The organism is Frankia sp. CeRuru1 (genome assembly GCF_977966315.1).
Window position 1 is genome coordinate 1 of the sequence record NZ_CDWWEW010000120.1, and the last position, 13,172, is coordinate 13,172.

The following is a 13,172-nucleotide window of genomic DNA, read 5'->3' on the forward strand; positions in this document are numbered from 1 at the left end:
GTGCGGCGGTGGCGCCCGCACTGACACCGGTCCCCGCAGGTCCGGTGGCCGCGGAGGCCGGGACCGCGGCGATGATCGGCGCCACCCCGGCGACGAGTGTCACTCCGAGGCCGATCTCGAGCATCCGCCGCATCGTGCGGGGAACGATCCGGCGGGCCAGCGCCGCGCTGAGCCGGCCGACTCCGCCGGGGACGGCCGACAGCGCGCTGAGCAGAACCCCCAGGCACAGCCAGAGCAGGCATACCCAGGCGACGACCCCGATGATCGTGGCCAGCGCCTGCTCGGGCGCGGCGGCGAACCATTCTGGGGCGGCCTCGATGCTCTCCGGCAGGTCGGCCAGCCGGGGTCCGAAAACGATCAATATGATCGCCGTGATTGCGGCCGCGGTCGCGCCGGCGAACCGCGCCAGCGTCTGTCGAGCCGCCCTCGCGATCATTGTGGGTGCTCCTGTCCGCCGGATGTTGTCGAGATCGTTCGTTTGCCTACGTTTGCTTGTGTAAACCCCTGAAAGCTCGCTGTCAACCCTGCTTGTGTGGGGAGTGAGGGGTGGCGGGGGGAAGTGAGCGAAATCTACCTTTATGGGAGGAATTTCGTGCGATGGGAGGATCTGTTCGCCGACCTGGAGCTGCAGTGGGAGGCGAATGAGGCCGCCGAGCTCTCCGCCGAGCTCGCGGACCGCAGCCGACGGGAGGCTGCCTACCTGCGGTTGATCGATCGGATGCGACCCGTCGTCGGACACCCGGCGCGTTGCCGGGTGCTGGGTGGTCAGCGCGCTCCCGAGATCCTGCACGGCACCCTGTCGGCCCTGGGGGTGGACTGGTTGCTCATCGCCGAGCCCGGCGCGACGGAGGCTCTGGTGCCGGTGCGGTCGCTGCTGGCCGTGGAGAACCTGCCGGTGGTCTCGGCCCAGCCGGGTCATGAGGGTCCGCTGGCGGCCAAGCTGGATCTGCGGTACGTCCTGCGCGGGCTCGTCCGGGACCGCTCGGCGTGCACGCTCATGCTGGTGGACGGGGTGACCCTGCACGGGACGCCGGTGCGGGTCGGCTCGGACTTCCTGGAGGTGGCCGAACACGCCGTCGGCGAGTTCGCCCGGCGCGGCCAGATCCGTTCCGGCTGGACCATCCCCCTCGACGCGATCGCCTACGTTCGTCGGATCCCCTGACCTCGCCGCGCCTACTGCGCCTAGTCCTCGGGCGGAGCCTCGTTACGGCTCATCGGATTGGCTGCGACGAAGGCCCGGGTCTGTTCATAGGCGCGCTGAATGTACGCCTCCAGCTCGGTGCGCTCCACCCGCCACTGGCCCCGTCCCCCGATCTTGATGGCGGGGAGCTCGCCCGAGCGGACAAGCGCGTAGGTCTGGCTGGAGGAGATGTTGAGGATGTCCGCCACATCGCTGAGTTGAAGGAAGCGGTCGTTCATCAAAGTCCTCCTTCTGAGGGCAGATTTCTCTCCTCACGTGTGTATCAGAGATACCACCGCTTATCGCGTCCGGATGCGTGTGCTTGTGGATAAGTGCACGCGGATACCGCCAAAAGCCCGTGCTCGCAGGTACTGGACTGGTCCGCTACCCGTGCCCGCCTGGCCCAGAGGTCGACGGATCCCGTTCGGTCCGCATCCGATTCCTCGCTGGTTTGGCTGGGCTCAGGGCCGACGACCGCGTACGCTCTGCGACCGGAAGGTGCGAACATGTACCAATGGTCCGGCCAGGAGAAAAGGGAGGTCTCCCGGTGACCGAGCTCGCCGCGGCACCGGCCCGCCCGGAGGCGTCCCCGCCACCGGCATCACCCCCGGCCCGTCGGTTGACCCGCCGACGGTGGCGTGACTCCCGGCTGCTCGTCGGGGTGTTACTCGTGCTCGTCTCGGTGGTCGTCGGGGCGCGGCTGTTCGCCAGCGCGGACGCGACCCGCCAGTGGGTGGTCGCCAAGGTGGACATGCCGGCCGGGCACATCATCATCGCTGGGGATCTCGCCACGGTGCCGGCCAGGCTCGACGAGAGGACCTCGGGTCGTTACTACCCGGGAAGCCGTCTCGACGACCTGGTCGGCGCCACCCTGGCGCGGCCGGTGGACACCGGCGAGCTGGTGAGCGGGCCCGACTTCGCCGGCCAGAACACCCAGCCGACGCGGCTGGTGCCGATCATCGTGAAGGCCGGGCGGCTGCCGGCCCTCGGACCGGGTGACCATGTGGACGTCTTCGTGTTCCAGAGCGGCGCCGTCGCGCCGAGCACTACCGGGGGCGATCAGCAGGCCGGCCGGAGCACACCGGCCGCGCCCGCGGGCGCGGGGGCCGAGGCGCTGGTCCTGCACGACGTCGAGTTCGTCAGCCTCGAGAAGTTGACCAGCGGGGACCGTTCGCTAACGCTGCGCGTGCCGGTGGACAACGCCATCCAGGCCGTCGCGGCCTCGCAGAGCGAGCGGGTCGACGTCGTGAAGATTGAGCGCGACTCCCGCGGTGGGGTCGGCTCGACGGGACCGACCACCGTGCCGGGGTACGGCCGGTGAGCCTGCCGATCCTCACCGCTGTCACCGATGCGATGGTCGAGGCCGGCCTGGTCTCGGCCTTCGATCGTCGCGACCTCGGGGTTACGGTGGTGCGCCGCTGCGTCGACCTGCCGGACCTGCTGGCCGCGGCGACCACCGGCGCGGCCCGGGCTGCCCTGCTGTCTGCGGACCTGCGCCGGCTCGACCGGGATGCGTTGACCCGCCTGGCCATGGCAGGCATTGCGGTGGTCGGGCTGACCGCCCCCGGCGACGAGGACGGCGACCGGCGGCTGCGGCAGCTCGGCGTGGCCGCGGTCATCCCCTCGGACGCCACCGCGGAGGTCATCGCGGGAGCGGTCGTCGAGGCATCCCGGGCGCTGGCGACGAACGCGGCCGCGCCGGCGACCCGGGCGCCCGGTTCCTACAGCGAACCACTCGTCGGGTTCGGGCCGCTCGCCCCGGCCATCGGTGTCACCGACGGCGTGGGGCCGATCGGACCGGGCGACGGCCGGGTGGGCCGGGTGATCGCGGTCTGGGGTCCGGCCGGCGCGCCGGGACGCACCACGATCGCGCTGTGCCTGGCCGCCGAACTCGCCGGGCTGGGGACCTCCACCCTGCTGGTGGACGCCGACTCCTACGGCGGCGCGGTCGGGCAGCTCGTCGGCCTGCTCGAGGAGGCCCCCGGTCTGGCTGCGGCGGCCCGGTCGGCCAACCAGGGGCTGCTGGACGTGCCCCGGCTCGCTGTACTGTGCCGGGATCTGGGCGGCGGCCTGCGAGTGCTGCCCGGCATCCCCCGCCCCTCGCGATGGCCCGAGCTACGCCCGGCATCCGTTGAGACCGTGCTGTCGATGGCCCGGCGCCTGGCGTCCTTCGTCGTTGTGGACTGCGGGTTCTGCCTGGAGACGGACGAGGAACTGTCGTTCGACACCTCCGCGCCCCGGCGTAACGGAGCGACGCTCGCCGTGCTGGGCGCGGCCGACGTCGTGCTGGCGGTGGCGTCTGCCGAACCGGTCGGTCTGGTCCGGTTTGTGCGGGGACTGTCCGACCTGCGGGAGACCGTCCCCTCCGTCGACCCGCTTGTCGTGGTGAACCGGCTGCGCGCCTCGGTCGTGGGCGGAGACCCGGTCCGCGAGGTCAGTCGGGCGATTCTGCGCCACACCGGGACCGAGCCGGTGGCCCTGGTGCCCTACGACCTCGCCGGGCTGGACGCCGCCCAGGTGGCCGGACAGCTCCTGCGTGACATCGCTCCGACCTCCCCGGCCCGGCTGGCGATCAGGGAGCTGGCCGGCCGGCTGCTTGGCCGCCCGGCGGCTCCCCGCCGTCGGCGGGGGAGCCTGCGGCGCCAGGCCCGGTGAACTCGGTGAGTCCGGCGAACCAGGTGATCTTGGTGAGCGGGCAGGCCGTCCCGACGGACGAGCCGGGGCCGCATCCCCCGCTGGGCCTGCCGCTGGGCCTGCTGCCGTCCGGCCGATTGCTTGCGCGGCGTCGGCAACTCACGGTTACGCCCTTGGCGTAACCGTGACATAAAGTATTCGTGTCGCCATCTTGGTGTAGTGGGGGCGGTTACAGCGAGCAATTTGGGGGCATCGCTGTGTGGAGGGACTTCGGTCAAGTCGTGAGAGAGATCTCACTGATAGCTTCCGAGCTTATAAAATTTACTACATAGAGTAGCTTTCTTAATCCGTAGAGTCTGAGATGCGAGAGAAGTCGTACAAGAAAGTCACGCAACGTAGCATCGTATATGTATCTGCGAGCGGTCTCTTTCGGCAACGTTACGTTAGTGGGAGCATGCCTCGCCAGCACCACACGAGTCGTACCTTGATCTCCTATGGGCGTGGCGAGAGGTACGTGATGCTCGTTCGAGACGGCTGGGGGTGTGTCGGGTGAGCCGAGAGTACGCGAAGGCCGTGGGCGCCCGGTTGCGGGCGATTCGGATACAGCAGGGTCTGTCGCTGCAGGGAGTGGAGCAGAAGTCGCGGGGGCGGTGGAAGACCGCTGCCGTTGGCTCCTACGAACGCGGTGACCGCATGATCAGCGTGCATCAACTCTCCGAACTCGCGGGATTCTACGGAGTCCCGGTCTCGGCGCTGTTGCCCAACGAGGATCAGCTGCCGCCGCGGGAGCGTCGCCCACGTACGGTGCTCAACCTGGAGAAGCTGAGCGAGGCTCCGCCGGACTCCTCTGCTCTCGTCCGTCGGTGGGTCGCCCAGATCCAGCGCCAACGGGACGACTACGCCGGCCGTGTGCTGTCCATCCGGGATGGCGACGTGCGTGCGCTCGCCCTGCTCCACGACACGACCCCCCAGGAGTTCGCCGAGCGGCTGCGGAACTGGGGAGTGCTGGAGACCAGCTTCCCCGAAGAGAGTAGCGAGGAGCCGCCGGAGTAGTCCGGTGGACTGCCCGGGCGCTTCGAGCGCCGGGAGCAGCAAGGTACGGTCAACGCGGACCATGGACTGTTACCGGCCCATCCCTGGCCGTCCCGACGAGGCGGGCACGCCGTTCGTGGGCGGGTCGGCCCAGGTGCGACCGGGCGGCCCACATGGCAGCGAGCATGCCGGGCGGCGGGCATCCCAGCGCGATGCGTCTCCCTTCCCGGTCGCCGCGCCGGGAGGTGGACTATGACCAGGAAACGGGCCCCACGCAGAGGTCTGGTCCTGGGAGCCGGTGGAGTGCTCGGCTCCGCCTGGATGATCGGCGCGATGCGGGCGGTCGAGACCGCGACCGGCCGCAATCTGAGCGGAGCCGACCTGGTGGTCGGCACGTCCGCCGGCTCGGTGGTCGCGGCCCTGCTCGGTCTGGGGATCGGCATCGACGTGATGGCCAATTCCGAGCGGGGGATCTACGAGGCGGGGGATCCCGTTCTTGACTACCGCGACCTCGGTGCCTCCCTACCCCCGCGCCCCCGGATGCGCATGGGTTCACCGAGGCTGCTGACGGCCAGTGCCCGGCACCCCCGGCGGTCCTCGCCGATGGTCACGCTGGCGGCGATGCTTCCACAGGGCCGTGGGAAGATCTCCGCGGTCGGCGATCTGGTGACCGCGGCGATGGACCGCAAGGGCCTCGATCCGACCGGGTGGCCCACCAGGCCCGCGCTGCGGGTGGTGGCCATGAACTTCGACACCGGTGAGCGCGTGCTGTTCGGTGTGGCCGATGCGCCTCGGGCAACCTTGTCCGAGGCGGTGATGGCGTCGTGTGCCATTCCCGGCTGGTACGCCCCGGTCGCGGTGGACGGCCAGCGATTCGTTGACGGCGGAACCCGATCGCCCGCATCGGTCGATCTTCTCGCCGACGCGGGCCTCGCGGAGATCCTGGTGCTCGCCCCGGCCTGCTCGTTCCACCTCGACCGACCCCGTGGCACGGTGGCCCGGGTCGAACGCCAGGTCCGCCGGGCCGCCACCCGCCGGCTGATGCGGGAGGTCGAGATGGTGGAGGCGGCGGGCACCCGGGTGACGGTGCTCTGCCCAGGTCCGGAGGATCTCGAGGTCATCGGCGGAAACGTGATGGATCTGACCCGGCGGGCCCAGGTGTTCGAGACGGCGCTGCGTACGACGGGCGAGGCCCTGCATGCCGCCGCCCGTTCCGCCCGTTCCGGCGTGGCCGGGGCCACCGACGACGCCGAGGCGAGCGGGGGCCGGCTTGGGCTCGGCCTGGCCGGCTGACCTGGTCCTCGTGGCTGGTCTGGTCCTCGTGGCTGGTCTGGTCCTCGTAGCCGGCTCGCCCCGGTTGGTTGCACACTGAGCGGGTGCGCATCTATCTCCCGTCCACGCTGGCCGTCGCCCGATCGGTCTGGGAGTCCGCGCGCATCCCCCCAGGCACCGGCTTCGCGGTCACCCCCGCGACGCGTGAGTGGTACGCCCAGTCGGAGTCCGAGGAGGAGTTGGAGTACGCGGCGCTGCACGACGCCGGCCGGGCAAGCCTGCGGCTGCTGGACGCCGACCCGTCCGCGCCGCGCCGGCGCATGGTCTTCGTGGCCGATGTCGCGGACGGCGAGGTGCGGGTACGAGATGATCTTGAGCAGGGTGCCGTCGAGGTGGACTTCCCGGTGCCGTGGTCGGCCGTGCAGGCCATCCATGTCGACGACGGAGACGACGAGGAGGTTGTTGCGGCGGTCGCGGCGGCGGCGAAGTGCATCGTCGAGGCCGATCTCGGTGGGGATGACGCCGCCTTCACCGTGGACAGCGTCGAGGGCTTCGAACTGCTGTGGTTCGCGCCTCAGGAGCTCCCCGGTCTTCTCTGACCCCGACGGAGACGCGGATGTTGGGTGCGCGGGGGTGGAGGTCTCCCCCGCGCGGGGGAGGAGACCACGCACGTTGACGGCTCGTTGGGGCATGCTGTCTGGACTGGTGACCAGCTGGCGTGAAATGTTCCCGACGGGCGGCCCTTGCGGTTGTCTTCCCATACTCCTCACTCCTCCCTGGGGTGCTGTTCGTCGCCTGACGTCCGTGAACGGTGATTTCCCACCCAGGGAGATCGACGTGGACAACGGTTGAACCTCCCCGGGTGCGGCCGATGCCGGGCGTTGCGAATAATGCTGGGGAGCCTTGCGGCGGCGACCGGGTCACCACCTGGATGGCGCCGAGGGGGGCTCCACTTCCCACAACCTTCGTACCGAGATGTCACCCCCGCTGGCAGGTGTGATCTCGACCGACCTACCGCGGTAAGGAGGCTGGCAGCCCATGCTGTACCTCGCCGGGCAGATCCTGGCGTACGTGCTGGTGGCGATGCTCATTGGTGCGGCGCTGGCATGGGTCTTCCTGATCGCGCCGCTGCGCCGGCAGGCCCGCAACGCCGACGCTGACGCCGCGCGGAATCGGGCGGGATCGGGGGAGACACCGGCCGGCACCGGCTCGGGCCTCGACGAATCCCGCCCCGGCGCGGTCCCGTCAGCCGATCAGGCGGCAGCCGCGAACGACGTGAACCGCGTGAATGCCGGGAACGCTGCCGAGGCCGGGAACGCCGTGGCGGCGGGCGTCGGCGACGCCGACACGGGTGTCCCCGGTTCGGGCGCCCGCGGCACGGGCACAGGGCAGGCCGCCGAGCTGATCGCCCGGTTGCGCCGGCAGCGTGACGACGTCGCCTTGGAGAAGGCGGATCTAACTGCCCGGCTCGCTGTCGCCGAACAGCGTGCCGCGGAGTCCGAACGGCGGATCGCCGAGGCGGAGCGCCATGCCGTGATCGCAAGCGCCCGGGTCGAGGAGATCGAGGCAGCGCTGCGGGCCCGGGCGTACGCCGTGACACCCGGCGCGGCCCAGGCCCTCCCGGCCGGCCCGGGTGCCGCCGGCGAGGGTACTGCCGGCCCGGGTGCCGCCGGCCCGGTGCCGGCGGGCTCCCCGGGGGCGGGCGATGATCCCGCCGGCCCTTCGGCGGCGGAGCTCGCCCATGAGGCCGAGCTGCTGCGCAGACAGCTCGTCGAGGCCGAGGGCCGGGCGGCCAAGTTCTCCTCCCGGCTGGCCATGGCCCGTACGGAGGCGGAGGACGCGCAACGCCAGGTGGCCACCATGACCACCCGGCTGGATCGGCACCAGGCCGAATGGGCGGCCGAACGGCTCAGCCTGCTGGGGCGGATCGCGAAATCCGAGGCGCTTCTGGGCCAGGCCTCCTCTGACGAGAAAGCCGGTGCCGAGCATCCCGAGGCTGCCCCCACCGCCGAGGCCGCCGTCGCGGTCGGGGTTGCTGCCGCGGGCGGCGTGGTCCCGTCGAACCTCGCGGTCACCCCGAACGATGCGGGGCCGTCGAAGAGCGCGCTGCCCGCGCACGGCCTGGCTCTGTCGCCCGAGGCGAACATCTCGGGGGCGACGGTCCAGGCGAGCGGCGTTGCCACGAAGAACCGGCCACCGGCCCCGGGCGGACCGCCGTCGAGTAGTCAGGGGAGTGGCGGCGGCGTGAAGAGCACCGGTGGCAGGAGCACCGGTGGAACGAACGGGGCCAGCGGCCAGCCGGGTACGGGTAGCCGGGTCGTGCTGGAACCCGCGCCGCGGTGGAACGGTCTCCTCGATCCAGTGCGGTCGGGCGGCGACAACCTCAAGGAGATTGTCGGCGTGGGCCCGGTGATCGAGGCCCGGCTGCGGGCGTTGGGCATCACAACCTTCAGTCAGCTGGCCGAAATGGGTGATACCGACGTCGAGCGGCTCGCTCACCGGCTGGATGGCTTCGGTGACCGCATCGTCTCTGACGATTGGGTCGGCCAGGCCCAGGATCTGCAGGCCCGGCACTACGGCGGCGTCTACTGACCGGACCGCCGTCCACCTCGCTCGTCACAGTCCGGAGATGAGTCCCTCGATCTCAGCTTCCAGGATCCGGCGGTCGGTGACGTCGGAGTAGAGCCAGACATGGCCGCGGTAGCCGTCGGCCGCGGTCAGCGGGATGTGGCTACGCTCGAACACCCGCCCGTCGGCGAACATCACTGCCTCCCGGCGTAGCGTCCGCCGTCGACGGAGCAGGGTGTCCAGGCGCGTCGCGAATCCGGATGGATCGTCCACCAGCCCGGGCCGGGGACGCAGCTGCAGCCGGCAATCCGTTCCGACCAGGTCGACGGGCAGGTCCGCCAGATCGAACAGATCGCAGTACACCTGGTTCACCGCCACCACACGCCCGTCCCGGTCGGCGATGAGCACGGCGGTCGTCAGTTCGGCGAGCAGGGTCGTCAGCCAGCGTTCCCGGTCCCGGCATGCCTCCTCGATCCGTCGGGCCTCGGTGAACAGGCAGCCACAGGTGTGGTTCGAGCCCCTGGCGCGTCCGAAGGGACGCAGGTCGTCCTTCTCGCTGCGATGCAGGGCCACGGCCGCGCGCCACTCCGCGCCAGGCGGGAGCGTCCCGCGGGGAAACCCGACTGTGGGCCGATCCTCGGTGGCTTCGCGGGATGTCGCCCGGCCCGGCGTCGGTTCGCCGGGAACCGGCCGGCGGGGAAGCGGAACAGACCATTCCCAGCCCCGAGCGGCCCGATCGGCCCGATCGGACTGGTCGGACTGGTCGGACTGGTCGGACTGGTCGGCCCGAGGCCAGGCCGAGGGTGCTTCGCGTTGCGGGTACTCGCCGTCGTCCTCGCGGTCCCCGGCCGCGTCGACGAGATCGGTCTCCTCGGTGTCACCGTGCCCGTCCAGCCCGTCCAGGCGGGCTATCTCGTCCACCCGATCGGGGCGATCCGACCGGTCGGACTGGTCCGGCAGATCAAACGGGCCCGGTCCGTCGAGCACGCCGAACCTGTCGAGATCGCCCGCGGGCACCCCATCGGAGGCGAGGGCCTGGAGACCGAGGAGATCCTGATCGAGCAGGTGCCCGTCGAGGAGGTCGGGATCGAGAGCGGCGAGTTCGAAAGCCGCCTCGCGACGGCGAAGGCGGTCAAGCTCGGCCTGCCCGTCGTCAAGGTGTTCGAGATCGGCCGGTTCGTGAGGCGCTGCTTCGTGATGCGCCGGTTCGTGAGACGTCGGTTCGCGGGAAGCGAGGTCGGGTTCGGCCCGTTCCTGGACGGCGACGTCGTCGGTATCGGGCTGGTCCGCGGACGATGGGCCGATCGGGGAGTGACGCCCTTGGACCCGCGGCGAGGACACCGGCACACCCGTCACCGGCACACCCGTCACCGGCCCGGCGGCGTTCCCGAACGCACTGGCCGACGGCACGGTGAGGGTGCCGACGATCCGTTGTCTACCGTCCCCTGCCGAGGTCACCATCGTCTGCATGACCGCGTCGCAGGGTGGTTCACCCGGTCGGATCAACCGGACCTGGATCGAAAACCCGTCGCCGTGCGTGACGAGGCGCCGCCACCGGCTGCCGACGTTCGCTACGTCGCCGGGATGGACGATGCGTTGCCATCCCCATCCGACCGCCTCGTCGCGGGTAACGCCGGTCAACTTGGACCACGGCCGGTTCACAAAGAGATACCGGCCTGCCGCATCGGTGGCGAATACCGCGACCGGGCAGTTTTCGACAATCCGCCAGAACATTTTCCAAGCGGTCGTGTCGAACATGTCTGACGATCGGGGATCCCGGGCGCCGCTCATCGTGATGCCCCTTTCCACTCCGGGGGATCGTGCCGGGGAGGCGTCGGGGGCAACGCCGCCCTGGTGGCCGAATGAGGTTCTCGCGAGCGGCTGGCGACCGCGCTGGTTGTTGGCTGACCGGACACGGAAGGGACCCCCGAGGCAGGCGTTGGTGGGACGCTGGATGAGACCGGCGGGGTGGGGGGATTCCGCCTGTCGACCCAGCGATGCGATATCGACTACAGGGATGTTCGGGTTAGGGACCGCCGAAAGGCTATCGCCTCGGCGTCGTTTCGAGGGAGAAATCGCGCGGGCGTTTCCGGGGCGGTTGGTGCACCGTCGGTGCAGTCGATATGAGCACAGAGCGATGACAAATGTCCGGTCCGCGACCGCTTTTTGACTGCGGAGAGTAGCAACCTTGGTGATCAAGGGGGGACCCTGTACGGGCTGTGGCCTACCTGAGCCCTACCCGCTCCATGCCCCCGGTGGGGGTTGTGCGAACGTTGTTGCGTCTGCCCCCGGCGTCGGGGGTTGCTTACCAGTGACCTTCTTTCTACGCTTCGTGGCAATTATCGGGGCGGGAAGAGACGAAAGCCGGAGGAGCAGCGGTTTCCGTGGCGGTGGCACGCGGCAGTTGGCTGGACGCGACATCGTTCGTGGAGGACGAGGTCAGAGAGCTCGTCCGGCGGCGTTCTCTCGATCCCGTGCGGGACCCGGCGCAGGTGCGTCAGCTCGTTCACGAGGTGCTCGCCGATTATGAGGAACGGGTTCTCGTCAGTGACCTTCCCCCGGTCGTCGACCGGGACGTCACCGCCCGGCTGGTCTATGACGCGGTTGCCGGGTTCGGGCCGCTGCAACGCCACCTCGACGACCCCACCGTGGAGGAGATCTGGATCAACGAGCCGGGCCGGGTATTCGTCGCCCGGGCCGGTCGCAGCGAGCTGACGACGACCATTCTGACCGCCGATCAGGTCCAGGACCTCGTCGAGCGGATGCTGAAGTCCTCGGGCCGACGGGTGGACCTCTCGACCCCGTTCGTCGACGCCATGCTTCCGGACGGTTCCCGGCTGCACGTGGTCATCCCCGATGTCACCCGGGTGCACTGGTCGATCAACATCCGTAAGTTTGTGCTGTCCGCGTCGAGCCTGGACGAACTGGTCGATCTCGGGACGATCACGCTGGCAGCGGCCACCTTTCTGGACGCTGCCGTCGTCGCCGGCCTCAACATCATCATTGCGGGCGGCACTCAGGCCGGCAAGACGACCATGCTCAACTGTCTCGGCTCGGCCATCCCGGCCCGGGAACGGGTGATCAGCTGCGAGGAGGTGTTCGAGCTGAAGCTGCGGGCCGCCGACTGGGTGGCGATGCAGACCCGGCAGGCCAACCTGGAGGGCAGCGGGGAAATCCGGCTGCGCCGGCTGGTCAAGGAGGCCCTGCGGATGCGCCCGGACCGGCTCCTGGTCGGCGAGGTTCGCCAGGAGGAGGCGCTCGACCTGCTGATCGCGCTCAACTCTGGGCTGCCCGGTATGTGCAGCCTGCACGCGAACTCGGCTCGCGAGGCCGTGACGAAACTGTGCACCCTGCCCCTGCTCGCCGGCGAGAACGTCAGCCATGCCTTCGTGGTGCCCACCGTCGCCGCCAGCGTGGACCTCGTCGTCCATCTGGAGAAGGACGTCTCGGGCCGGCGCCGCGTCACCGAGGTCGTCGCGCTGCCCGGCCGGACGGAGGGGGACGTCATCGAGATCGCCCAGATCTACCGCTCGCGCGCGGACGGACTGGTCCGCGCCGACGGCTTCCCGCCACATCCCGAACGGTTCGCCCGCGCCGGCTACGACCTGCCCGCCCTGCTGGCCCAGGGCGACCATGATTACCATCATCATCGGCCCGGCCGGGGCTGGCCCGAGATCGCCGCGGAGCGCTGATGGGCATCTTCCTCGGCCTGCTGTTCGGTCTGGGTCTGTTCCTCATCGTCACCAGCGGCCGGCCGCGGTTCGCGGCCTGGTCGGCGACGGCGCGCTGGGAACGGTCGACGAGCGACCTGCTCGCCCAGGCGGGCATCCGCGGCGTGACCCCGCGTCAGTTCGTCATGATCAGCCTGGGTCTGGGCCTGGTGGTCGGCCTGGTCGTCCTGGCATTCACCGAGACCGTGTCGCTGGCCGGCGCCTTCGTCGTGTTTGCGAGTCTGCTGCCCCGGGCCCTCGTGGTCCGTCGGCGGCATGCCCGCATGCATGATCTGCGGGAGCTGTGGCCGGACGTTGTCGACAACCTGTCCAGCGCGGTGCGGGCCGGGATGTCGCTGCCCGAGGGCCTGGCCGCGGTGGGGGTGCGGGGGCCGGTACAGCTGCGACCGGCCTTCATCCGGTTCGGCGAGGACTACAGTGCCACCGGGTCGTTCTCGGCCTGCTTGGACCGCCTCGCCGACGAGCTCGCCGATCCGGTGGCCGACCGCATCATCGAGTCACTGCGGATGGCCCGGGAGGTCGGCGGGACCGACCTCGGCCGGCTGTTGCGCACGCTGTCCACCTTCCTGCGGGAGGACGCCCGCACCCGCGCCGAGCTCGAGACGCGGCAGAGCTGGACGGTGAACGCCGCCCGGCTCGCGCTCGCCGCCCCCTGGATCGTGCTGCTCTTGTTGGCCACCCGGGGGCAGAACGTGCGAGCCTACGACAGCCCGACCGGGGTCCTGGTGCTCGTGGTGGGCGGCGCCGTGTCGGCC

General features: G+C 70.4%; 11 protein-coding genes and 1 pseudogene. 9 read left to right on the forward strand and 3 right to left on the reverse strand.

Annotated features, from left to right (window positions below; all coding sequences use genetic code 11):
* Nucleotides 1–436 (reverse strand): annotated as a pseudogene (locus AC08OP_RS10980) (LysM peptidoglycan-binding domain-containing protein); the annotation flags it as partial.
* Between the two features lie 156 nt (nt 437–592).
* Here AC08OP_RS10980 and AC08OP_RS10985 point away from each other — a divergent pair.
* A complete protein-coding gene (locus AC08OP_RS10985; RefSeq protein WP_476593300.1) occupies nt 593–1,162 on the forward strand; it encodes a hypothetical protein in 570 nt (189 codons plus the stop codon).
* Nucleotides 1,163–1,182: 20 nt separating this feature from the next.
* Here the strand turns inward: AC08OP_RS10985 and AC08OP_RS10990 are convergent, their stop codons facing one another.
* Nucleotides 1,183–1,419, reverse strand: coding sequence for a helix-turn-helix domain-containing protein (locus AC08OP_RS10990; RefSeq protein ID WP_011435224.1), 237 nt, complete (start codon nt 1,417–1,419; stop codon nt 1,183–1,185).
* 308 nt (nt 1,420–1,727) lie between these two features.
* Between AC08OP_RS10990 and AC08OP_RS10995 the strand changes: the two genes are divergently transcribed.
* The 6 genes from AC08OP_RS10995 (at nt 1,728) to AC08OP_RS11020 (ending at nt 8,710) form a co-directional block, all read left to right on the forward strand.
* Nucleotides 1,728–2,501 (forward strand): SAF domain-containing protein, encoded by a 774-nt coding sequence (locus tag AC08OP_RS10995; RefSeq protein WP_476614099.1) that lies wholly within the window; start codon nt 1,728–1,730, stop codon nt 2,499–2,501.
* On the forward strand, nt 2,498–3,835 hold the full coding sequence (locus AC08OP_RS11000) for a CpaE/TadZ family protein (protein ID WP_476614100.1): 1,338 nt from the start codon (nt 2,498–2,500) through the stop codon (nt 3,833–3,835). The genes AC08OP_RS10995 and AC08OP_RS11000 overlap by 4 nt, the downstream gene beginning before the upstream one ends.
* Nucleotides 3,836–4,363: 528 nt before the next feature.
* Nucleotides 4,364–4,867: a transcriptional regulator gene (locus AC08OP_RS11005; RefSeq protein ID WP_462187080.1), complete on the forward strand. Its 504-nt coding sequence runs from the start codon at nt 4,364–4,366 to the stop codon at nt 4,865–4,867.
* A 231-nt stretch (nt 4,868–5,098) separates the two neighbouring features.
* Entirely contained in the window at nt 5,099–6,139 is a 1,041-nt protein-coding gene (locus AC08OP_RS11010) for a patatin-like phospholipase family protein (protein WP_462187079.1), read from the forward strand.
* Between the two features lie 83 nt (nt 6,140–6,222).
* Nucleotides 6,223–6,717, forward strand: a complete 495-nt coding sequence (locus AC08OP_RS11015; protein WP_462187078.1) for a DUF6912 family protein — start codon at nt 6,223–6,225, stop codon at nt 6,715–6,717.
* Between the two features lie 439 nt (nt 6,718–7,156).
* Nucleotides 7,157–8,710: a hypothetical protein gene (locus AC08OP_RS11020; RefSeq protein WP_476614101.1), complete on the forward strand. Its 1,554-nt coding sequence runs from the start codon at nt 7,157–7,159 to the stop codon at nt 8,708–8,710.
* 24 nt (nt 8,711–8,734) lie between these two features.
* Here AC08OP_RS11020 and AC08OP_RS11025 read toward each other — a convergent pair whose 3' ends face one another.
* Nucleotides 8,735–10,477 (reverse strand): PAS domain-containing protein, encoded by a 1,743-nt coding sequence (locus AC08OP_RS11025; RefSeq protein ID WP_476614102.1) that lies wholly within the window; start codon nt 10,475–10,477, stop codon nt 8,735–8,737.
* 593 nt (nt 10,478–11,070) lie between these two features.
* On the opposite strand from AC08OP_RS11025, the gene AC08OP_RS11030 reads away from it, so the two are divergent.
* Complete coding sequence (locus AC08OP_RS11030; RefSeq protein ID WP_476614103.1) at nt 11,071–12,378, forward strand: CpaF family protein; 1,308 nt, start codon at nt 11,071–11,073, stop codon at nt 12,376–12,378.
* A partial coding sequence (locus AC08OP_RS11035) for a type II secretion system F family protein (protein WP_476614104.1) occupies nt 12,378–13,172 on the forward strand: 795 nt, incomplete at its 3' end. The genes AC08OP_RS11030 and AC08OP_RS11035, both read left to right, overlap by 1 nt.